The organism is Agrobacterium sp. H141 (assembly GCF_057158725.1).
The window spans coordinates 2,113,087-2,135,471 of sequence record NZ_CM169893.1 but is presented as its reverse complement, the minus strand read 5'-3'; the positions used below and the strand labels follow the sequence as shown (position 1 = coordinate 2,135,471).

The following is a 22,385-nucleotide window of genomic DNA, read 5'->3' as shown; positions in this document are numbered from 1 at the left end:
CGCCCGGGGATAGAGCAGGGCCATGAAACGCCGATACTTGTCCGGGATTTTTTGTGCAGATGCAACACATGAAGGCAAACACCACGGGGATAGTTGTTGTCGCTGCCGGACGTGGCGAGCGTGCGGGCGCCTCCATTGAGGGCCCAAAACAATATCGCCGGATCGGCGGACGTCCGGTCATCGTGCATACGCTGGAGAGATTTCTCGCCTGGAAGGATGCGGGGCCAATCATCGTAGTCATTCACGGCGATGATCGCGCCCTTTTCGAAGAAGCGCGCTCAACTCTGACAGCCGATGCGAATATCACAACCGTTATCGGCGGCGCCACCCGGCAGCAAAGTGTGCGAGCCGGCCTTCAAGCGATGAAGGACAAGAATGTCCAGCACGTGATGATCCACGACGCTGTACGCCCCTTCATCGATCATGTGACTCTCGACCGCATCGCGACGATGCTGGCCGACGGCGCACCCGCCGTTCTGCCCGCAGCCCCGGTCACAGATACGTTGAAGCGCGGCAACCTGGATGGCACGGTCGCTGAAACGGTCTCACGCGAACGCCTCTACGGTGCCCAGACCCCGCAGAGCTTCGACTTCCAGACAATCCTGGACGCCCATGAAAGGGCAGCAGCCGAAAACCGCGATGATTTCACAGACGACGCAGCCATTGCAGAATGGGCAGGCGTGCCGGTTCGCATTGCCGAAAGCTCTTCCGAAAACGTCAAACTGACCACCAGACAGGATATCAACATGGCCGACCAGACATTAACCGGACAGCACCGTATGGATGGCGCCCTGCCCGACGTGCGTACCGGAAACGGCTATGATGTCCATCGATTGGAGCCCGGTGATGGTGTCTGGCTTTGCGGCATATTCATCCCGCACCACCTCAAACTGAATGGCCATTCTGACGCAGATGTCGCGCTTCATGCGCTGACCGACGCACTCCTGGCGACCTGCGGTGCCGGCGATATCGGCGACCACTTTCCGCCATCCGATCCACAATGGAAGGGCGCAGCCTCACATATCTTTCTGAAACACGCCGCCGAGATCGTTCGCAAAAACGGTGGCACGATCATGAATGCCGATGTCTCGCTGATCGCCGAGGCTCCAAAGATCGGACCGCATAGACAGGCCATGCGGAAGAAACTGGCAGAAATTCTCTCCATCTCGCTCGAGCGCTGCTCGGTCAAGGCCACCACCAATGAGCAGATCGGCTTCGTCGGTCGCAATGAAGGCATCGCGGCGATTGCCACAGCGACCGTGATTTATCGAAACGACACGCCATGAGCCTGTTCCCCGCCGACATCGAACAACTGGCCACCCGCATCGTGACCGAATTCACGCAGCGTAATCTGACTGTGGCCACTGCCGAATCCTGCACGGGCGGACTGATTGCCGGCGCGCTAACCGAGGTCGCCGGCTCGTCTGCCGTCGTCGACCGCGGTTATATCACCTATTCCAACACCGCAAAAAACGAGATGATTGGCGTCTCGAATGCGGTCCTTATGGAATATGGCGCGGTTTCCCGCCAGACAGCACTGCAGATGGTTGATGGAGCATTGAAGCGATCGGGTGCATCTCTGGCCGTCGCTGTCACAGGCATTGCCGGTCCTGGCGGTGGTTCGGCCGACAAGCCGGTCGGTCTTGTCCATCTGGCCGCCAAATCGCGTACGGGTACCCTGCTCCACCGCGACATGCGCTATGGCGATCTCGGCCGTGACGGCGTGCGATTGGCGACCGTGAAAACAGCGCTGGAAATGCTGGTGAAAGTCGCTCAGGACACTGCGTAGATCTTGTCTGCGCGGGTCTCGAAAGCCTCGGCAAACATGCGGAATGCGCGATCGAACATCGAGCCCATGAGAGCCCCTAGAATGCGATTCTTGAATTCATAGTCGATGTAGAAATGAACATCGCACTCTCCCTCGCCCGCGGCCAGAAAACGCCAGCGGTTGTCGAGATAGCGGAACGGCCCATCGATATATTTGACGTCGATAGTGTGCTCGGCCTCGTTCAGAAGAACCTGGGTCGTAAAGGTTTCGCGGATTGCCTTGTAGCCAACGGTCATATCGGCCACCAGCAGGATCTTGCCGTCACGTTCCTTGCGCGAGCGCACCGAAAGCGAATCGCAAAGCGGCAAAAATTCCGGATAGCGCTCCACGTCAGCCACAAGATCGAACATGCGATCGGGCGAGTGGCGGACATGACGAGTGGTTTCAAATTGAGGCATAAATGCCACTTAGGCGGCAATACGTTGCAGATCAAGGCACAGCGCCGGTTCTGGTCTGTATTTCAACGGTAAATGTCCACAACCACAGCAGCTATTTGCATTTCGCAAGGACAGCATAGCCGCAACAGCCGATCACCCCTTCCCGTTCGCGACAGGCTCACCCGGCTTTGGTCTGCCAACGGAAAACCACTTCTGTTTGCCCAGCCCCAACTTCACGGCGAGATCTTCAAACACCCATGGAATGACCTGCTTGCGGCCTTTCACGAGAGGAAGTGCCGCCGTGTCCAGGCCGACGACCGGCAGGAACGGGTTGGGTCGCTGCGATGCATATATCTCCACGCGCACAGATGCCCGGCTTGAAGCGCCGCGCGCATGAAAGCCGAATGTATCGCCAACCACCAGTGTATTGGCCGGCACAGCAAAGGCGGTCGGTTCAGGCAAATGCAGATATTTGAGTTCGCCTGGAGAAATGCGAAAGGCTCCACCGGCATGATTCTGTGCCGAAAGCACGCTCTTGCGCTTCTGCCAGGCGAGACGCCGCTTTGTTAATTTGTGCGAGCCCCGAACATAGGTGAACGGTCCTTCGTCCATCGGTACATCATAGAGAAAAAACCAGGCCTTAACGGTCGAATGAAAGGTATCCATATGCAGGTTGGTCTGCGGATCCTTGCCTTTGCCCTTGGGTGTCGCCTCGGCGAAGATCGTCTGCACACTGATCACAGGCTCCACATCGAAGCCGCCGATATAACGAATCAGACCGGTCCACTCCTTGCTCTCCAAGAAAGCCTTGATAGCCGGATTGTCCTTGACCACGTCCGGCGTCAGCGGCGTGCGACGGGTCACTGCATTGCCTTCATACATTTCCCGCGCAGGCACCCGCAGATTTTCAATTTCCGTGACAAGAGCTGCAAACAGGTCCGGCGGCAAGAGGTTGCGCTTTTCGATGTAACCGTTCGCGTCATAGGCGTTACGGTCTTCGTCTGAGATCATATATTCGAGATACTGACGCCGCCAGGCGACGATCCTCGCTGCCAGCTTGACGCGCCAGACATGGAGACCGCGTCTGTTAAGCCGGACGGAGCCGAGAATGGGATTGCGGCGAAACGACTTCTCTCCCGTGAAGATGGAAATTGCATACCATGGTAAGAGCACTGCAGTCTTAATCTGCTGGAGCATGTAGCGACATACCTCCGAAAATATAGTCCCCCGCCCAAAGTCTAGCGCCTTCATCCGCCCATGTCGACAGAACTGACGTCCAGCGCTGCACGCGATCTCCTGTCGCCTGAGCCCTTGGGCAGCCCACCTTCAGACGCTGCGTCGGCCAGCCAGCCGAGACCATGCTGAATTTGGCAGTACGATGGCCAGACACCGTAACACGAAAGCCCGAAGCGCCACCGCTCCGGGCTTTCAAACGCTGGAATCAAAAACGCTTACTCAGCAGCAATCGCCGCCGCCAGCTTCTTTTCGCGGTTCTCGCGTAATCTGGCAAAGTCGTCGCCGGCATGGTGCGAAGAGCGCGTCAGCGGGCTGGACGACACCATCAGGAAGCCCTTGGCATAGGCGACAGTCTCATAAGACTTGAACTCGTCGGGCGTGACGAATTCTTCGACCTTGTGATGTTTTCGGGTCGGCTGCAGATACTGACCAATGGTGAGGAAATCGACATCCGCAGTGCGCAGGTCATCCATGAGCTGCAGCACTTCGTTACGCTCTTCTCCAAGTCCCACCATGATACCGGATTTGGTGAACATGGTTGGATCCAGTTCCTTGACCCGCTGCAACAGACGAATCGAGTGGAAATAGCGTGCGCCGGGCCGAACCGTCAGATAATTGCCCGGCACGGTTTCCATATTGTGGTTGAAGACGTCCGGCTTGGCAGCGACAACGCGTTCAAGAGCACCCGGCTTCTTCAGGAAGTCCGGCGTCAGGATCTCGATCGTCGTCCCAGGCGATGCTGCACGAATGGCGAAGATTACCTTTTCGAAATGCTCGGCACCGCCATCATCCAGATCGTCGCGATCGACGGAAGTGATGACCACATGGTTGAGGCCCATCTGCTTGACGGCCTTGGCAACATTTTCAGGTTCCGCCATATCCAGCGCATTCGGCCGGCCGGTGGTCACGTTGCAAAACGCGCAGGCTCGGGTACAGATCTCGCCCATGATCATGAAGGTGGCGTGTTTCTTGTCCCAGCACTCGCCGATATTCGGGCAGCCCGCTTCCTCGCAAACCGTCACCAGATTATGGCTGCGCACCAGATCGCGTGTCTCCTTGTAACCCTTGGAGGTCGGCGCGCGAACGCGGATCCATTCCGGCTTGCGCATCACTTCGGTGTCGGGCTTGTGTGCTTTTTCCGGATGGCGTGCCCGCTCTTTGGGCGCTGTGATATTGTCGAGAATGGTAACCATCAAATATCCTGTAGACTGCTCGCGTCCGCGAACTTCTTTCAATCAATATAGACGGTCAGACGCAAAAAGTCAGGCCGTCTCACGCAAGACGGCCTAACGCTTTTTGCATAAGTGGAGGTTGAACGCTAACGGCGAACCATTCGCGCAATCGCGATCAACAGGCAGGCCCCGATGAAACCGACGATCAGATATACGAGCAAACCAGTGCCGGTATAAATGCCCGCCAGTTTCAGCACGAAGTTGAGTGCCGCTGCTCCCACGATCCCAAGGATGATATTCATGAGCAGCCCCATATTGCTGCGCATGAAGCGTTCCGCCAGCCATCCGGCAAGTCCGCCGATGACGATTGCGCCTAGTAGTCCTACGCCGTTCAGATCCATGTGTGCCCCCTTGATGATTGAATAAATTCATAACGCAAACACCGTTGACGACAAATGGTTCCAGACGCAAATGCATTAAGCGTTCAGCACACGTCCATAGGCATCCAGCACGCTTTCCTTCATCGTCTCCGAAATCGTCGGATGCGGGAAGATCGTGTGCATCAGCTCTTCCTCGGTCGTCTCGAGATTCATGGCAACGACAAAGCCCTGGATCAGTTCGGTCACTTCAGCGCCGACCATATGCGCACCGAGCAATTCGCCGGTCTTCTTGTCGAAGATGGTCTTGACCATGCCCTGGTCTTCGCCCAGCGCCACGGCCTTGCCGTTGGCGGCAAAGGAGAACCGCCCCACACGGATATCGCGACCGGCTTCCTTGGCCTTGGCTTCCGTCATGCCAACGGAGGCGACCTGCGGATTGCAATAGGTGCAGCCTGGAACCTTGGACTTGTCGGTGGCATGAACATTTGGAAGTCCGGCGATCTTTTCAACGCACACGACACCCTCATGCTCGGCCTTGTGGGCCAGCATCGGCGGACCGGCGACATCCCCGATGGCATAGATGCCCGGCACATTTGTCTTGCCGTAACCATCGATGACAATGAATCCGCGATCAGTCTTCACGCCAACGGCCTCAAGTCCGATATTTTCGATATTGGCCTGAACGCCCACGGCGGAAATCATACGGTCAGCGGTAATCTGCTGGGTCTTGCCGTCTTTGGTCTCAATCGTTGCCGTGATGGAATTGGACCCCTTTTCGACCTTGGCAACCTTGGCTTCCAGCAGGATCTTCATGCCCTGTTTATCCAGCTGCTTCTTGGCAAAGGCCGAGATCTCCGCATCTTCGACAGGCATGACCTGTTTCATGATTTCGACCACGGTCACGTCAACGCCCATGGTGCGGTAGAAGGAGGCAAATTCGATGCCGATCGCGCCCGATCCCATGACCAGCAGAGACTTCGGCATTTCTTCCGGTTTCATCGCCTCGAAATACGTCCAGATCAGCTTGCCATCGGGCTCGATCCCCGGAAGTGCACGAGGACGCGCACCGGTGGCAATGATGATGTGTTTGGCGGTATAGGTGCCCTCACCCAGCGTGTTCTTCGGCACAGGGCCCATGGGCAGAACGGGCTCTTTGGTCGTCTTGCCGACCACGATCTCGCCGGGTTTGGTGATCTTGGCCTCACCCCAGATGATGTCGACCTTGTTCTTCTTGAACAGAAAGCCGACGCCATTGTTCATGCGATGCGCGATACCGCGCGAACGGTCAACAATTGCCTTCACATCCGGCTTGATGGAACCCTCGAGAGAAAGTCCGTAATCCTTGGCATGCGTTGCCGTGTGCATCACGTCGGCCGTGCGCAGCAGCGCCTTGGTCGGTATGCAGCCCCAGTTGGAGCAGATGCCGGCCAGATGCTCGCGCTCGACAACGGCAACCTTCATGCCAAGCTGCGCTGCACGGATTGCCGCCACATAGCCGCCGGGACCGGAGCCGATAATGATGATGTCATAAGCATTGGCCATGGGTGCTTCCACTCCTTCGTTGCATATGGGCCAAGCGATTGACCGCTCGTCCCTTTTGGGGATTGGAAGCACCCGTGCCAGCGTTATTTCACATCCGGCATTTCGGCTTCCGGTTCATGACGAACCAGCATCCCGTAGATTTCATCCTTGAGCTGCATCCGTTCTTTCCGCATGACTTCCATGTGGGCGTCGTCTGTCGGCTCAATATTCGTTTCGGCGCGATGGATCTCGCTGTTCACCGTCTGGTAGTTCTCAAACAATCTTGCAAAATGACCATCTGTCTCCTTCAGATGATGCATCAGTGCCGTGAACTGCGGAAACTCATCCGCCAGTTTGTGGGGTGTGTTCGACATGGTGATCTCTCCCGTATTGGAAATTCATGTCACCAGTCTAGACTTCCCCTCGTCTCTCTCCTTGATCCCGATCAAATGCCCAGCATCATGCGCACAACGGGCTCAAGACCGCGACCGACTGCGCGCGTATTCTCGGCATCCAGATGAATACCATCCAGCGGTGTTGTCTCGGCCACCGAACCTGCGTCGTAAAATCCGCAATTCAATTCATCCGCCATGTCGCGATAAAGACTTGCCAACATCGCGCTTTCGTCCAGCGCATCATTGAACATGGCCGCAAAAAACGCATTGGCCGTTTCGCGGATAACAGGCGGAGCGACGATCAGAACATCGGGTCCCTCGAAATTGAAGCCCCAGTCATGGTTGCGCACCAGGCTGACCAGGCGCTTGATACCGCTCGCAGCCCCGATGGCCGTGCCCTCGATCCCGCGCTTCATGTCATTGGTGCCAAGCAAGATAATGACGAGATCGACTGGCTTGTGCGTTTCCAGAACGGTCGGCAAAAGCTTCACGCCATTGCGCTCGCAATCGGCGAGATGATCGTCATAAGCTGTGGTGCGCCCGTTCAATCCTTCGGCAAGAACACGAACGCCGTGCCCAAGCCCCTTTTGCAGAACACTTGTCCAGCGGTCCTCATAGGCATGCCGTCCCATATTGACCGGGTCATAGCCCCAGGTCAGGGAATCACCAAAGCACAGAACGGATTTCATGTTGCTCACGCCATTTCCAACCAAAAGATGAAGACCAAACAGTCCGGCTCAGAGACCCTGACACACCCCGAGAACGGGGTGCGTCAGAAAAATCACACCAGCATGCCCATCGGGTTCTGGATGTGCTTTTGGAAGGCCGCTGCCAGTTCCGCGCCCAGCGCCCCGTCGATCACGCGATGATCGAAGGCGAAGGTTGCTGTCATGACATTGGCAATCTTGATCTCACCGTTCTTCACCACCGGCTTCTCGACGCCTGCACCGATCGACACGATCGAGGCATGCGGCGGGTTGATGATCGAGGTGAAGTTGGAGACACCGAACATACCCAGGTTCGACACGGCAGTCGTGCCGCCCTGATATTCGTCCGGCTTCAGCTTCTTGTCACGCGCGCGACGGGCCAGGTCCTTCATCTCGTTGGAAATCGTCGACAGGGTCTTCGTCTCCGCCTTTTTGATGATCGGCGTGATCAGACCGTCCGGAATGGCAACGGCAACGCCGACATCCGAGTGCTTGTGCTTGACGCGAGCTGTCGAGGTCCAGGAGGCGTTTGCCAATGGAACGTCACGCAGCGCAAGCGCCATGGCCTTGATGATGAAGTCGTTGACGGAGAGCTTGTAGGCCGGAACCTCGCCCTTCTCGGTCTTATTCATCGGCGCCGACTTGTTGATCTCGGCACGCAGTTTCATCAGCGCATCCAGCTCGCAATCCATCGACACGAAATAGGATGGCACAGTCTGGTGCGATTCTGTCAGACGTGCAGCGATGGTCTTGCGCATGCCGTCATGGGGAAGAAGCTCGTAGGAGCCTTCCTCGAACAGCTTGAGAACGGCCTCGTCGGACTGACCCTTAGGCGCCTGCGGTGCTGCTGCACCCGTCTGCGGAGCCGAAGCGGGAGCCTTCGCGCCACCGGAGGACTTGGCCTTTTCGATGTCGCTCTTGACGATACGGCCATGAGGTCCGGTGCCCGAGACGGCGGTGAGATCGAGACCCGCTTCCTTGGCCAGACGGCGTGCCAATGGCGACGCAATAACCCGGTCGCCGGATTTCGTCACCGGAGCAGGTGTAGACGGTGCCGGTGCCTGATCCGTGACAGGTGCAGCCGCTGGCGCGGCTTCCTGCTTGGCCGGCGCGGCATCGGCTTTCGGGGCTGCTGAACCACCACCGGAGGCGGCTGCTTCCTTCACGTCTTCGCCTTCTTCGGCAAGGATCGCGATCAGGGCATTGACCTTCACGCCCTCGGTACCCGCTTCAACAACGAGCTTGGCGATCGTGCCTTCATCAACAGCTTCCACTTCCATGGTCGCCTTGTCGGTCTCGATCTCGGCGATGACATCGCCGGGACCGATCTTGTCGCCTTCCTTCACCAGCCACTTGGAGAGATTGCCCTCTTCCATGGTCGGGGAAAGCGCCGGCATCGTGATATTGATCGGCATGGTGTAGGCCTCCCCTTATTTGTAGCAGACGGTTTTAACGGCCTGTACGACCTCACCGACATTCGGCAGCGCCAGCTTTTCGAGGTTTGCCGCATATGGCATCGGCACGTCCTTGCCAGCAATCGTCAGGATCGGCGCATCGAGATAATCGAAGGCCTGCTGCATCACGCGCGTGGCAATTTCAGTGCCGACGGACGACTGCGGATAACCTTCTTCGACAGTCACCAGACGACCGGTCTTCTTCACCGACTCAATCACGGTCGGAATATCCATCGGACGAATGGTGCGAAGATCGATCAGTTCGACGTCGATGCCGTCCTTCTCCAGTTCCTCGATGGCCTTCAGCGCATAGGTCATGCCAATACCGAAGGAGACGATGGTGGCATCGCTACCCTTCTTGTGGATGCGCGCCTTGCCGATTGGCAGAACGAAATCATCCATCTTCGGCACTTCGAAGGACTGACCGTAGAGGATTTCGTTCTCAAGGAAGACAACCGGGTTCGGATCGCGGATCGCAGCCTTGAGCAGGCCCTTGGCGTCCGCAGCCGTATACGGCATGACGACCTTGAGACCGGGGATCTGGCTATACCATGCCGCGTAATCCTGGCTGTGCTGTGCACCAACGCGGGCAGCAGCACCATTGGGGCCACGGAACACCATCGGCGCACCCATCTGACCGCCCGACATGTAAAGCGTCTTGGCAGCCGAGTTGATGATCTGGTCAATCGCCTGCATGGCAAAGTTGAAGGTCATGAACTCGACGATCGGCTTCAGACCGGCCATCGCCGCACCGACGCCGACACCGGCAAAGCCGTGTTCGGTGATAGGCGTGTCGACGACGCGCTTGGCGCCAAATTCCTGCAGCAAGCCTTGCGTAATCTTATAGGCGCCCTGGTACTCAGCCACTTCCTCGCCCATGACGAAGACGTCTTCGTCGCGGCGCATTTCTTCGGCCATCGCATCGCGAAGTGCTTCGCGAACGGTCGTCATCACCATTTCGGTACCGGCCGGAATGTCCGGATCGGAGGCAACATCGACCTTCGGCGCAGCCGGTGCCTTTTCAGACGGAGCCTCGTCCTTGGCTTCGCGAGCCTTGCCGCCGGACGCATCGGAAGCGGCAGGCGCTTCTTCGGCCTTGGATGCGGAACCGCCAGCCTTGATGTCATCGGCGCTTTCGCCATCTTCAAGAAGAACAGCAATCGGCGTGTTCACCTTGACGTTTTCGGTGCCGGCTTCGATCAGCAGCTTGCCGATCGTGCCTTCATCCACGGCTTCCACTTCCATGGTCGCCTTGTCAGTTTCGATTTCCGCAATGACGTCGCCGGACGTGACCTTGTCACCTTCCTTTTTCAGCCATTTCGACAAGGTGCCCTCTTCCATTGTCGGAGACAGGGCAGGCATGAGAATTTCTACGGTCATAAACTAGGCCTCCCCGCTCAAAGCAAAATATCGGTGTAAAGCTCGGATACATCCGGCTCTGGATCCGACTGTGCGAAATCGGCGCTGTCGGCAACGATGTCGCGCACTTCCTTGTCGAGAGCCTTAAGCTCGTCTTCGCTCGCCCAGCCCTTGTCCATAAGACGGGCTTTCACCTGCTCGATCGGATCGTGCTCGGAACGCATCTTCTGCACTTCATCCTTGGAACGGTATTTCGCAGGGTCGGACATAGAGTGGCCGCGATAACGATAGGTCATCATTTCCAGAATGACGGGACCCTTGCCGCTGCGTGCATGTTCGAGAGCCTGTTCGGCTGCAGCCATCACGGCCCGAACGTCCATGCCATCGACCTGCATGCCGGGAATGCCGAACGATGCGCCGCGCTTGGAGTAATCGGTCTGCGCAGTCGAACGTGCGTTCGACGTACCCATGGCGTAACGGTTGTTCTCGATCACATAGACCACCGGAAGCTTCCACAGCTGTGCCATGTTGAAGCTCTCGTAGACCTGGCCCTGGTTGGCCGCGCCATCGCCGAAATACGCAATCGAGACCGACTTGTTGTCGCGGTAGCGGTTGGCAAAGGCCAGACCGGTTCCGAGCGACACCTGCGCGCCAACGATGCCGTGGCCGCCATAGAAGGCCTTTTCCTTGGAGAACATGTGCATGGAGCCACCCTTCCCCTTGGAATAGCCGCCCCGGCGTCCCGTCAGTTCCGCCATCACGCCGCGCGCTTCCATGCCGGTTGCCAGCATGTGACCGTGGTCGCGATAACCGGTGATGACCTGGTCACCATCCTTCTGCGCCATCTGCATGCCAACAACGACAGCTTCCTGACCTATATAGAGGTGACAGAAACCACCGATGAAGCCCATGCCATAAAGTTGGCCGGCTTTTTCTTCAAAACGGCGAATCAAAAGCATCTGCCGATAGGCGGAAAGCTCCTGATCTTTCTTGAACTCGGCGACTGCGCCGTGCTCAAAATCCGTCTTGGTTGTTTTGGAAGCAGGTTTGCGTCCTGCGGTAGACGCGGGTTTTCGCGGCGCCATTCATCCCTCCCTGGGTTTTATGGGCGATATGTTTGTTGTCGCGTACAATAAGCAAGAAACGGCAGCCCGGCAATGCCATAAATGCATGCCTAGCATTCCGAATAAGTCTATGTTTTTTAACGGAAATTGAATATTAACCGAATTCAGGTTAATTCTTGAAATAGCTATTGAAGATCACAATTTCATCGGGACGCGACATATTCAATTGATATCGCGCCTTCTCATCGATCATGTCTTTCTCAAGCGACCCATCGCTCATCAGCGCCACCTGATTCTCCAGCGTCTTCCGCTGATCCACAAGCGCTGCAAGCTCTCGCTCACGCACGACCCTACGCTTCTCGAAATGCTCTGCGGCAATCAGACCGTAGTCGCCATGAATGCAATGATAGCCGAAATAGCCCAGAAAGGCGATGGTCACCGCTGGAAGAACCAGGCGACCGATTTTACGTTTTTTATGATGGCGGGTCCACATGCGGGGGTATGGCCTTGATACGCGGTACTCAACTAAGCGTTCAAATTAGCTCTGATTGTTTAACCGATCGTTGACCCTGTCAGAAACCGGTAGAATTTGTCTGTCGCACGCCGCACTGTCACGACAAAAAGCCCGCCCCGATTTCCCGGCGCGGGCTTTTCAATTCAACGATCGAGGACCGATCAGCCCTTGAGGATCGACGTACCGGCGTAGAACGCCTGCGGACCGAGACCCTCTTCGATACGGATCAGCTGATTGTACTTTGCCAGACGATCCGAACGCGACAGCGAGCCGGTCTTGATCTGTCCGCAATTGGTCGCAACAGCGAGATCGGCAATCGTCGAGTCTTCCGTTTCGCCCGAGCGATGCGACATGACGGCTGTGTAAGCGGCCTTATGCGCGGTCTCCACGGCATCCAGCGTTTCCGTCAGTGTGCCGATCTGGTTGACCTTGATCAGGATGGAGTTGGCAACGCCCATCTTGATGCCGTCACGCAGACGCGCCGAATTGGTCACGAACAGATCGTCACCCACCAGCTGGCACTTGTCGCCGATCATGTCGGTCAGGGTCTTCCAACCATCCCAGTCGTCTTCGGCCATACCGTCTTCGATGGAGATGATGGGATATTTGGCAACCAGTTCGGCATAATAACCGGCCATTTCGGCGCTATCGAGCACACGGCCCTCGCCCTGCAGATCGTATTTGCCGTCCTTGAAGAATTCGGTCGACGCCGGATCGAGAGCGAGACTGATGTCTTCGCCAGGCTTGTAGCCAGCCTTTTCGATCGCCTTCATGATAATGTCGAGCGCTTCAGGCGCGCTCTTCAGGTCTGGCGCAAAACCGCCTTCATCGCCGACATTGGTGTTGAGGCCCTTGGCGCTCAATTCCTTCTTCAGCACATGAAACACTTCCGAGCCCATGCGAACGGCGTCGCGCAGGGTGTCCGCGCCGACGGGCATGATCATGAATTCCTGGAAGTCGATCGGGTTGTCGGCATGCGCGCCGCCATTGATGATGTTCATCATCGGAACTGGCAGCGTGCGGGCGTTCGGGCCGCCAACATAACGATAAAGCGGCAGACCGGAGGCTTCGGCAGCAGCCTTGGCAACGGCCAGAGACACACCGAGAACAGCATTTGCCCCGAGGCGCGCTTTGTTTGGCGTGCCGTCCAGCTCGATCATGATGTTGTCGATCTGGATCTGGTTTTCCGCATCCAGGCCGCCAATGGCATCGAAGATCTCGGTGTTGACGGCTTCGACGGCCTTTTCAACGCCCTTGCCAAGATAGCGCTTGCCACCATCGCGAAGCTCGACGGCTTCGTGCGCACCGGTCGAGGCACCCGACGGAACGGCTGCGCGACCCATGCTGCCGTCTTCAAGAAAGACATCGACCTCTACAGTCGGATTGCCGCGGCTATCGAGAATTTCGCGGCCGATGATGTCGGTGATTGCAGTCATGGGGACCTCCCGGTTTCTGGGTGGGATTGAGGATGGGCCTGTATTAATCGAAGAAGAGAAAAATACAATGGCAAGAGTATGAAAGCTTGGTGTCGCCTGAAGCGAGACAAGCCGATGCCATCGACAGTGCCTTCGCCTCAGTGTCGAAACTTCGCAGCCTCACCCCTTGGTGATTGCGTCAAACGCCAGAAGGGTTTCCAGAAGCCGCGGCATGTCTTTCAGATGAACCATGTTCGGGCCGTCAGAAGGTGAGTTATCCGGATCCTGATGGGTTTCGATGAACAGCCCGCCAACGCCAACGGCAACGGCGGCACGCGCAAGCGTTTCAACGAATTCGCGCTGTCCACCGGTCGATCCACCCTGCCCGCCCGGTTGCTGCACGGAATGGGTCGCGTCAAACACCACAGGTGCCCCCATGGCCGCCATGATCGGCAAGGCGCGGAAATCAGACACCAGTGTATTGTATCCGAAGGATGCACCGCGCTCGCACAAGAGCACGTTCGGATTGCCGCTTTCGACGATCTTGGCGAGCACGTTCTTCATGTCCCAGGGCGCGAGGAACTGGCCTTTCTTGACGTTGATCGCACGACCAGTCTTGGCAGCAGCGACCAGCAGGTCTGTCTGGCGACTGAGGAAGGCCGGGATTTGCAACACGTCGACCACCGGCGCGACGATGGCACACTGTTCCTCGGTGTGAATGTCGGTCAGCACAGGAAAGCCGAATTCCTTTTTAAGGTCTGCAAACACCTCAAGTGCCTGCTCCAGCCCGATACCGCGCTTCCCAGACAGAGATGTCCGGTTGGCCTTGTCAAAAGAGGACTTGTAGACGAGGCCGATGCCGAGCGTGTCGCAGATTTCCTTGATCTCGCCAGCCATCATAAAGGCGTGGTCGCGGCTCTCCATCTGGCAAGGGCCGGCGATCAACGAAAAGCGTGCGCTATTGGAAAAGGTGACCTTGCTTGCGCCATCGCCAACGACCACGCTTGAATTTGGTGAAATGCTCATGCCTTGTCCTCGAATATGAATGTTACGCCCTGACCCGCCGATGGTGGAACCACAAGGCGACCCTCCCGGGCTTCGTAAGAAATGCCATTAGCGGCAAGAAGCGCACCTGTCACGCCAAGATCGCCCACGGCAACGACTAATCCCGCGCCCTCAAGACCGGCGGTCCTGCTCATTACAGATAGACCATAGCTGCGGGTAAATCCGTCCGGCGTCATCACTTCTATCTGAGTGCCGCCGGCAGCGAATTCCAGTCTGCCGCCTCGGGTTGCTGAAGCATGCGCCTGAAACACAGCATCGATATAACCCTCAAATATTGAGGGGTCTTCCGCCGTCAAGATCACGCCACTCACACGCATTGCGCTATTGTCGTGTTGCGCCAGCGCCTCCTTGTCGATCGCCAGCGGCAACAGTCGCTCACAGGCAAACAGCAGCAGGTCAGGCGCTTGTTCATCCTTGGCGAAAGCCAGCTTGAAACCGGCTTTCGCCTCGCTTCCATCGGCCGCTTGAACAGGTCGCTCGAAAGACAGCATCTTGCCGGCAGACCGTCCCTCTGCCTCGAACCTTGCGTGATCCGCATCCGCGTCGCGGCTCTCGGCAATAATGGCCGACAGCCCCTCGCCACGATCTGCCCGAAACGCTTCATGGCGCGCCACAAACACATTGCCCTGCCGTATCGCGTCGTGGCATTTCTCAGGATCGGCAACACCCAGAGGCTCCAGATATCCGCCTTCGGAAAAATAAACACAGGCATTTTCGGTGCCGAATGGATGGAGCGCATCGGCTGCCACCGTGAAACCGAGCGCCGTCAACCGGTTGCGTGCGACCCCAAGCGCTCCGACAGGCAGGACAATATGATCGAGCGCGCGGGCCGGCGAGGCAGACGATGAATCCATGAACGGTTCCTCAGCATCAAAACGCGTCGGTTGTGCGCCATCGCAGGCTCAAACACAAGACATCGCACTTTATCGAACACTTTAGTTCTGATGTGCGCGCCGACCCATCAATTCCATTGTTGCCAGCCTCACAAAAATTTAGTCACTTGCAGAACACAACTGGAACAGATAGTGTATGTTCTGGATTTGTTTCATCAAAGGGAATCGCAATGCTGACCCGCAAACAACAGGAATTGTTGCTCTTCATTCACGAAAGAATGAAGGAGTCCGGCGTGCCGCCATCCTTTGATGAAATGAAAGATGCACTGGATCTGGCCTCCAAATCCGGCATCCATCGTCTGATCACAGCGCTGGAGGAGCGCGGTTTCATTCGCCGGCTACCCAACAGGGCAAGAGCACTGGAAGTGATCAAGCTTCCCGAAGCCTATTCACCCAGCATGCAGCCACGTCGCGGCGGTTTCTCGCCCAGCGTCATCGAGGGCAGCCGCGGCAAGACGCCACCGCCGATGCTGCGCCAGCCGAGCGAAGACAACAACAATACGGTTTCCGTTCCGGTGATGGGTCGCATTGCCGCCGGTGTGCCAATCTCTGCCATTCAGAACAACACTCATGAAATCAGCATTCCCGCCGAAATGGTCAGCAGCGGCGAGCATTATGCGCTTGAGGTCAAGGGTGACTCGATGATCGAGGCCGGCATCCTTGACGGCGACACCGTGATCATCCGCAATGGCTCGACCGCCAGTCCGGGCGATATCATCGTGGCGCTGGTCGATGACGAGGAAGCAACCCTGAAGCGCTTCCGTCGCAAGGGTGCGTCGATTGCTCTTGAAGCGGCCAATCCGGCTTACGAAACACGGATCTTTGGGCCTGACAGGGTCAAGGTTCAGGGTAAGCTGGTCGGCCTGATCCGCCGCTATCACTGAGGTCGGTGAGCACGGTCTCCACTGGTTTCATATCATAGCGGCCGCTGCGCCAATCATATCTACGATGCAGGCTCCAGGGCCTTGCACGGCCGGAGAAAGCAGAGCGCAAAGCGATTGCCCCGTTGCTGTGCGGGCCTAGCCATATTTCCAAAGAGCCCGTTTTGCGAAGTGTATCGGGCGTGATCAATCTCGCGCCCGAGCGACAATGGTCATAGCCAAGCCGTCGCGCAGAAATAACAATATCACCGAGATCGCAGGCCAGGCCTGAAAGCCGTGGCTCCTCAAGTGTCACCACCCGCCAGCCCCCGCTGATACGGGCAACGCACCAGACCTTGTTCAGGCAACTGAACTGGCCGTCGACCGACATGTCCAACATATGTGCGAGTTTCGTGCTGGCGTAGCGTATCGCATTTTCCGAAAGCACGGGAAAGCGGCGACCACCATCAGGGGTCGCGATGTCCCGCGGCGCAATCGCCTTGGCAAGCAAGGCATCCTCTTCGACAGCAGGTTTTTGATGGCTGTGGCGCTGCAAACCGTTCTGCCATTGGGTAAATATGAAGCCCGGCGGTCGGGCGCTCGTAGTGGCGATCACGTCCGCATTGTTGGCACCATTGCCGATCAACCCAACCAGACGACCGTCCTCATAGATCAGCAGATCGGCAGTCCTGTCTTTAGGAAGCGCCAATCCGGTGATCAGACCAACTGCGAGGATGGCGGTGCCAATATGCCTGATGCGACTTCGAAGCAGTGCCAGTATCAGCATGCCCGTAACCGCTAACGGCAAAACCCAACGGCCAGCCGCGCGCTACCGACATCGCCACCCCATTCGGCGACAGTATGGGCAATTGCGATGACGAGACCGAGTCCATGCCCCATGACGTCAAGCGGAAGTGTGTCGAGACCGATGGGCATCAGCAACATCGACACCAGGCCGGCCGGCATCACCACAAATGTGATGATCGGCATCGCCAACAGATTGGCCGGTAAACTATAGCCGGCGAGGCGGTGGAAATGCTCCAGCGAAAAGATCGCGGTCGACAAACCACCAATCACGGAAGTGAGGATCAGCCCGCCAACCACGCGGATGATCGCACCGGCAATGGGCATATCAGGCAAAAAGTCGAAATAGCCCTCGCGGGATCTGCGGAAACGCCACGCGGAATATCCAGCCACCAGCGCCACGGTCGCTGCAAATGACATCTGAAAGCTTGGCCCCATCACTTCGGAGGGCGAGATTGCCAGTATGATCGTGGCCGCCAGTGCCACATTGCGCATGCTGATCGCTGGCCTGTCCAATAGCACAGCCATGAGCATGATTGCCATCATCACGAAAGCGCGCTGCGCCGACACCTGGGCACCGGAAATCATCAGATAGAAGAATGCTGCGACAAGCGCGCCAGCGGCTGCATACTTCTTGATCGGTCTGGATTGTGCAAAGCCTGTGAACTGGCTCAACACCACCCGTAGACCGACAAAGAACAATCCAGCCGCCAGCGCCATATGCAGGCCGGAAATCGCAATCACATGGGCAAGGCCCGAGCGCCGCAGGTCGTCCAGGACGGGCTCTGAAAGCGCCCGCCGCTCACCTGTCACGATCGCCGCAGCAAAAGCACCTTCGTCTCCGCCGATTGCCGTTCGTATCCGCTCGCCGATAGCGCCACGCACCGACAGTAGATTGGATGCCAATGCCCGTTTCGCAGAGGTCAAAAAATCCGTTTGCGGTTGGTCGGATTGGGTCGATTCGCCGACATCAGGCGCGCCGAGGAAAAAGCCGATCGCGCCAATGCCGTCAAAATAGGCAGAAAAGGCAAAGTCATTCAGTCCGGGTAGCGCAGGCCCCGAGGGAGGAGATAATCTGGCCCTCCCCTCAATCGCGGCACCGATCATAAATGGTCTATGATCCGCGCGCGCCACCAGCGAAACTCTCGAAGGCGGGCGCCGTAACTGTGGTTCTCGGGTCTGTGCAATACGGACGATATAGCGCCATTCGCCGCTCGCCCCCTCCTCTCGCTGCTCGATAATGCCTGTGATATGAGTCGTGACCGGGCTGTCCAGCATGACCGTATCCAGACGCGCCGTTTCCCAAACAGCAAACAAAGACCCGGCGGTCATGAGCATCGAGGCCAGCAAGACGTAGTGCCAACACGGATTGCGATAGCGGCTGACAACTCCGAGACAAGCCAGACCGCAAAAGAGCAAAATCAACACGAAAAGCTTGGGCGGATCATCAGCCGCAAACCATAAAATAGCGCCAGTACCCATGAAAACCGGCAGGAACAGGAAAACATGGCCGTGATCACGCTCGTCTTCCAGGCATGCCGCGCTTCTGCTCGCAAGGCGTGAAAAAAACGCGCTGAACTCGGGGACAGACCGCGGCCGCGTCATTCCTTCGCGCGTATGGCGCAGACGTGAAGACACAGGCGCGACAGCGCGCGGCCTGCCAACAGATCGGATCGTATCCAGGTGCTTTTCCAACGCTTCATGCATGGTACGGCCCCCACGAAGTGTCCGGCTCACTGCAACAACCAAGCCGACACCAAGTCACGGAGGACAGCTTATTCGCGAAGCGGTTGATTGTTAAGCAGAACATGCTCGCGGTATACGCGCGTTCATCAGGCCAGATAGTGCAGCGCATGCAGTGCAGTGCACAATTTGGCGGGTCGATAGCTTGGCATTAACCTTCGGATCATATAGCTAATGCCTGACGCTTAACCTGTGGTGCCCAATTTGAGGGCATCTCCCGCCCATTCGGAGGATTAGCATGACGGACAAAAGCGCTGAAATAAATCTCGGTGGCAAAACTGTCGACCTGACTGTCAAAACTGGCACCCTTGGTCCAGACGTTGTCGACATTGGCGCACTCTACAAAAACACTGGCGCCTTCACCTACGACCCGGGCTTTACGTCCACCGCATCCTGCGAATCCAAGATCACCTTTATCGATGGTGACGAAGGCATTCTGCTGCACCGCGGTTACCCCATCGAACAGTTGGCCGAACAGGGCGATTTCCTCGAGACCTGCTATCTGCTGCTTTATGGCGAACTGCCAACAGCTGTTCAGAAGAAGGATTTCGATCATCGCGTCACGCATCACACCATGGTGCACGAACAGATGAGCCGCTTCTTCACCGGCTTCCGCCGCGACGCCCATCCGATGGCTGTCATGGTTGGTACCGTCGGCGCTCTGTCGGCCTTCTACCACGACTCGACCGATATCACCGATCCGCATCAGCGCATGGTTGCCTCGCTGCGCATGATCGCAAAGATGCCGACAATTGCCGCCATGGCCTACAAGTACCATATCGGCCAGCCCTTCGTTTATCCGAAAAACGACCTGGATTATGCGGCAAACTTCCTGCGCATGTGCTTTGCCGTTCCCTGCGAGGAATATCAGGTGAACCCGGTTCTGGCCCGTGCCATGGACCGTATCTTCATCCTGCATGCCGATCACGAGCAGAACGCCTCCACATCCACGGTTCGTCTCGCTGGTTCTTCCGGTGCCAACCCGTTCGCCTGTATTGCAGCCGGCATTGCCTGCCTCTGGGGCCCTGCTCACGGTGGCGCCAACGAAGCCGCGCTCAACATGCTCATGGAAATCGGCTCGGTTGAACGCATCCCTGAATACATCGCCAAGGCCAAGGACAAGAACGATCCGTTCCGTCTGATGGGCTTTGGTCACCGCGTCTACAAGAACTACGATCCACGCGCCAAGATCATGCAGAAGACGATGTATGAGGTACTTGAAGCAACCGGTCGTGGCGACGATCCATTGATGCAGGTGGCGCTGGAGCTCGAAAAATACGCGCTCAACGACGACTACTTCAAGGAAAAGAAGCTCTATCCGAACGTCGACTTCTATTCGGGTATCACGCTTCGCGCACTCGGCTTCCCCACGACCATGTTCACCGTTCTGTTCGCCCTTGCCCGAACAGTCGGCTGGATCGCCCAGTGGAACGAGATGATCGAAGATCCGCAGCAGCGCATCGGTCGTCCTCGCCAGCTCTATACCGGCGCACCGACTCGCGATTACACACCGATCTCCAAGCGTTAAGCCAAGAGATCAGGCACCTGATGAAGGCCCGGTATTTGCCGGGCCTTTTTCTTTGCGCAATAGCCGCAGCCTTTTCCCCTGCTATCCCTTCATTTCCTTGAAACTTTGCTTTAAGGAACGTCAACCGCTTCGCGCGCAGGCAATAAAAAGACACGAGGTTCGCGTCCCGATGTTAAACATGTTGAGAAAAGCTGCCAAAACCTGGGTAGCCAAGATCCTTCTCCTGCTGCTGGTCGCATCCTTCGGCATCTGGGGCGTCTCGCGCTCGCTGGTCAGCGACACCTCCGACACCGTCATGTCGGTCGGCGACCAGAAGATATCCTCGAGCGAGTTTCGCTTGGCCTATCAGCGCACGCTCTCGGATATGAGCCGCCGCTTTGGCACGCAGCTCACATCGGAACAGGCTCGCGCCCTGGGCGTCGAGAGCCAGGTCTACTCGCAGCTCGCCGCCGGTGCCGCCCTCGATCAGCTCTCGAAAAACATGAATATCGGGCTCTCCGAAGATCGTCTCGCAAGCCTCATTGCCGATGATCCTGCATTCAAGGACGCCAGTGGCAAATTCAGTCGCCAGCTTTTCTCGACACGGCTGAGCAATTCCGGCCTGAACGAGAATGACTACATCAAGGAGCGCTCCAAGGTCGCTGTGCGCACCCAGATTGTCGAGGCAACGGCCGATGGCTTTACAGCACCGGCCGTCCTCATCGATGCTCTGAAGAAATACCGCACGGAAAGCCGCGGGATCAACTACCTGCTGCTCACCAACGCCAATATCGATCCCGTCGCGGCTCCTTCGGAAGACACGCTGAAGACCTGGTTCGAGACCGTCAAGAGCCGTTATCGCGCGCCTGAATATCGCGGCTTGGAATATGTAAAGCTTGAGCCTTCGGATATTGCTGCGCCGGCCTCCATCACGGAAGACGCCGTTCGCGCGGATTACGACCGTCGCAAGGCGACCTACGAAATCCCCGGCACCCGTACAATCGAACAGCTCCCGTTTGAAAACCGCAAGGTCGCTGATGCAGCAGCCGAGGAACTGGCGTCGGGAACCACTTTCGATCAACTGGTCTCCGATCAGGGCAAGACAGCGACCGACGTTCTCCTTGGCGATTTCACCAAGGCACAACTGCCGGATCCGGCAATCGCCGATGCTGCCTTTGCAGTCGAGACGGAAGGAACGATAACGCCCGTGATCGACGGCGCCTTTGGCCCCGTTATCCTGCGGATCACCAATATCAAGAATGGCCGCACGCGCAGCTTCGACGAGGTCAAGGACGAGATCCGCAAGGAGCTTGCCGATGCTGCAGCTGTCGAAGATATTCTCGATGTGCACGACCGTTTCGAGGACCTGCGCGCCTCCGGCTCATCGCTGGATGATGTTGCCAAGGAACTCAATCTGAAGGTTGTGAAGGTGGCCAATGTCGACGCCCAGGGACTTGATCCCGATGGTAAGGATGTTGACCTGACAGCCGGTGCAAAGCTCTTGAGCGAGGCGTTCCAGACCGAAGTCGGTGTAGAGCCACTGCCGATCAATTTCGGCAAGGATGGATATATCTGGTTTGAAGTTACCGGCATCGAGCCAGCGCGCGACCGCACCCTTGAAGAAGTCCACGACAAGGCCGTGGCCGACTGGACTGCGGAACAGCAAAAGACTGCGCTCGGCGCCAAGGCCGAAAACATCAAGACCCGTATCCAGAACGGTGAAACCATGGACGCCGTTGCTGCCGAACTTGCAATCGCTGTAGAGAGCAAAAGCGGCATCCAGCGCGGCACGGATGATCCGGTCCTTGGCAGCGCGGCAGTATCGGCAGCGTTTAGCGGTCCGGTAGGTACCGTCGCCTCTGCGCCCGGCAATGATCCAACGACACAGATTGTGTTGAAGGTGACCGAAGTGAATGACCAGCCGACGACCTCAGTATTGAACAGCGACGACCAGCAGTCCACGACGCTTGCCAACGCTGCCGGCGATGACATTCTCGATCAGATGGTCTCCGGCTTGCAGACGAAATACGGCGTCTCGGTCAACCAGAACCTGGCCCAGCAAGCCATTGTCCGCTAGGTGAAACGGCAAGG

Annotated in this window: 21 protein-coding genes; 5 read left to right on the top strand and 16 right to left on the bottom strand. The window is 57.4% G+C overall.

What is annotated here, in order from left to right; genetic code table 11:
• The first annotated feature begins 59 nt into the window (after nucleotides 1-59).
• On the top strand, nucleotides 60-1,286 hold the full coding sequence (locus ACWPM9_RS09835; RefSeq protein WP_484757556.1) for a bifunctional 2-C-methyl-D-erythritol 4-phosphate cytidylyltransferase/2-C-methyl-D-erythritol 2,4-cyclodiphosphate synthase: 1,227 nt from the start codon (nucleotides 60-62) through the stop codon (nucleotides 1,284-1,286).
• Nucleotides 1,283-1,789, top strand: coding sequence for a CinA family protein (locus ACWPM9_RS09830; RefSeq protein ID WP_484757555.1), 507 nt, complete (start codon nucleotides 1,283-1,285; stop codon nucleotides 1,787-1,789). The genes ACWPM9_RS09835 and ACWPM9_RS09830 overlap by 4 nt, the downstream gene beginning before the upstream one ends.
• Here the strand turns inward: ACWPM9_RS09830 and ACWPM9_RS09825 are convergent.
• From ACWPM9_RS09825 to ACWPM9_RS09760, 14 genes are all read right to left on the bottom strand, one after another.
• A complete protein-coding gene (locus tag ACWPM9_RS09825; RefSeq protein ID WP_484757554.1) occupies nucleotides 1,774-2,226 on the bottom strand; it encodes a type II toxin-antitoxin system RatA family toxin in 453 nt (150 codons plus the stop codon). The two genes, ACWPM9_RS09830 and ACWPM9_RS09825, sit on opposite strands and share 16 nt — an antisense overlap.
• Before the next feature lie 132 nt (nucleotides 2,227-2,358).
• Nucleotides 2,359-3,402 carry a phytanoyl-CoA dioxygenase family protein gene (locus tag ACWPM9_RS09820; RefSeq protein ID WP_484757553.1) on the bottom strand — a complete coding sequence of 348 codons (1,044 nt, stop codon included), beginning with the start codon at nucleotides 3,400-3,402 and terminating at the stop codon, nucleotides 2,359-2,361.
• 254 nt (nucleotides 3,403-3,656) lie between these two features.
• A complete protein-coding gene (gene lipA, locus ACWPM9_RS09815) occupies nucleotides 3,657-4,634 on the bottom strand; it encodes a lipoyl synthase (protein ID WP_484757552.1) in 978 nt (325 codons plus the stop codon).
• Nucleotides 4,635-4,759: 125 nt separating this feature from the next.
• On the bottom strand, nucleotides 4,760-5,014 hold the full coding sequence (locus tag ACWPM9_RS09810) for a GlsB/YeaQ/YmgE family stress response membrane protein (protein ID WP_428186829.1): 255 nt from the start codon (nucleotides 5,012-5,014) through the stop codon (nucleotides 4,760-4,762).
• A 75-nt stretch (nucleotides 5,015-5,089) separates the two neighbouring features.
• Nucleotides 5,090-6,535, bottom strand: a complete 1,446-nt coding sequence (gene lpdA / locus ACWPM9_RS09805; protein ID WP_428186830.1) for a dihydrolipoyl dehydrogenase — start codon at nucleotides 6,533-6,535, stop codon at nucleotides 5,090-5,092.
• 83 nt (nucleotides 6,536-6,618) lie between these two features.
• Nucleotides 6,619-6,888, bottom strand: coding sequence for an HP1242/YdcH family protein (locus tag ACWPM9_RS09800; RefSeq protein WP_428186831.1), 270 nt, complete (start codon nucleotides 6,886-6,888; stop codon nucleotides 6,619-6,621).
• Between the two features lie 71 nt (nucleotides 6,889-6,959).
• On the bottom strand, nucleotides 6,960-7,598 hold the full coding sequence (locus ACWPM9_RS09795; protein WP_484757637.1) for an SGNH/GDSL hydrolase family protein: 639 nt from the start codon (nucleotides 7,596-7,598) through the stop codon (nucleotides 6,960-6,962).
• A gap of 92 nt (nucleotides 7,599-7,690) precedes the next feature.
• Nucleotides 7,691-9,031, bottom strand: a complete 1,341-nt coding sequence (locus ACWPM9_RS09790) for a pyruvate dehydrogenase complex dihydrolipoamide acetyltransferase (RefSeq protein WP_484757551.1) — start codon at nucleotides 9,029-9,031, stop codon at nucleotides 7,691-7,693.
• A gap of 15 nt (nucleotides 9,032-9,046) precedes the next feature.
• Nucleotides 9,047-10,450 (bottom strand): pyruvate dehydrogenase complex E1 component subunit beta, encoded by a 1,404-nt coding sequence (locus ACWPM9_RS09785; protein WP_428186833.1) that lies wholly within the window; start codon nucleotides 10,448-10,450, stop codon nucleotides 9,047-9,049.
• Nucleotides 10,451-10,467: 17 nt separating this feature from the next.
• The gene (gene pdhA, locus ACWPM9_RS09780) at nucleotides 10,468-11,514 is read right to left on the bottom strand and encodes a pyruvate dehydrogenase (acetyl-transferring) E1 component subunit alpha (RefSeq protein ID WP_484757550.1); all 1,047 of its coding nucleotides are present in this window, start codon (nucleotides 11,512-11,514) and stop codon (nucleotides 10,468-10,470) included.
• 148 nt (nucleotides 11,515-11,662) lie between these two features.
• The gene (locus tag ACWPM9_RS09775) at nucleotides 11,663-11,986 is read right to left on the bottom strand and encodes an FtsB family cell division protein (protein ID WP_428186835.1); all 324 of its coding nucleotides are present in this window, start codon (nucleotides 11,984-11,986) and stop codon (nucleotides 11,663-11,665) included.
• 182 nt (nucleotides 11,987-12,168) lie between these two features.
• The gene (gene eno / locus ACWPM9_RS09770) at nucleotides 12,169-13,443 is read right to left on the bottom strand and encodes a phosphopyruvate hydratase (RefSeq protein WP_428186836.1); all 1,275 of its coding nucleotides are present in this window, start codon (nucleotides 13,441-13,443) and stop codon (nucleotides 12,169-12,171) included.
• A 159-nt stretch (nucleotides 13,444-13,602) separates the two neighbouring features.
• Nucleotides 13,603-14,448, bottom strand: a complete 846-nt coding sequence (kdsA, locus tag ACWPM9_RS09765; protein ID WP_428186837.1) for a 3-deoxy-8-phosphooctulonate synthase — start codon at nucleotides 14,446-14,448, stop codon at nucleotides 13,603-13,605.
• Nucleotides 14,445-15,341, bottom strand: coding sequence for a VOC family protein (locus ACWPM9_RS09760; RefSeq protein WP_484757549.1), 897 nt, complete (start codon nucleotides 15,339-15,341; stop codon nucleotides 14,445-14,447). The genes kdsA and ACWPM9_RS09760 overlap by 4 nt, the downstream gene beginning before the upstream one ends.
• A 209-nt stretch (nucleotides 15,342-15,550) precedes the next feature.
• Between ACWPM9_RS09760 and lexA the strand changes: the two genes are divergently transcribed.
• Nucleotides 15,551-16,264 carry a transcriptional repressor LexA gene (gene lexA / locus ACWPM9_RS09755; RefSeq protein WP_428186839.1) on the top strand — a complete coding sequence of 238 codons (714 nt, stop codon included), beginning with the start codon at nucleotides 15,551-15,553 and terminating at the stop codon, nucleotides 16,262-16,264.
• Here the strand turns inward: lexA and ACWPM9_RS09750 are convergent.
• Nucleotides 16,218-17,027 (bottom strand): hypothetical protein, encoded by an 810-nt coding sequence (locus ACWPM9_RS09750; protein ID WP_484757548.1) that lies wholly within the window; start codon nucleotides 17,025-17,027, stop codon nucleotides 16,218-16,220. The two genes, lexA and ACWPM9_RS09750, sit on opposite strands and share 47 nt — an antisense overlap.
• Nucleotides 17,028-17,038: 11 nt before the next feature.
• On the bottom strand, nucleotides 17,039-18,751 hold the full coding sequence (locus ACWPM9_RS09745) for a ComEC/Rec2 family competence protein (protein WP_484757547.1): 1,713 nt from the start codon (nucleotides 18,749-18,751) through the stop codon (nucleotides 17,039-17,041).
• 274 nt (nucleotides 18,752-19,025) lie between these two features.
• On the opposite strand from ACWPM9_RS09745, the gene gltA reads away from it, so the two are divergent.
• Together gltA and ACWPM9_RS09735 are read left to right on the top strand one after the other, a co-directional pair.
• Nucleotides 19,026-20,315 carry a citrate synthase gene (gene gltA / locus ACWPM9_RS09740; RefSeq protein ID WP_484757546.1) on the top strand — a complete coding sequence of 430 codons (1,290 nt, stop codon included), beginning with the start codon at nucleotides 19,026-19,028 and terminating at the stop codon, nucleotides 20,313-20,315.
• A gap of 169 nt (nucleotides 20,316-20,484) precedes the next feature.
• Nucleotides 20,485-22,371 carry a peptidylprolyl isomerase gene (locus ACWPM9_RS09735; protein WP_484757545.1) on the top strand — a complete coding sequence of 629 codons (1,887 nt, stop codon included), beginning with the start codon at nucleotides 20,485-20,487 and terminating at the stop codon, nucleotides 22,369-22,371.
• Nucleotides 22,372-22,385 lie beyond the last annotated feature (14 nt).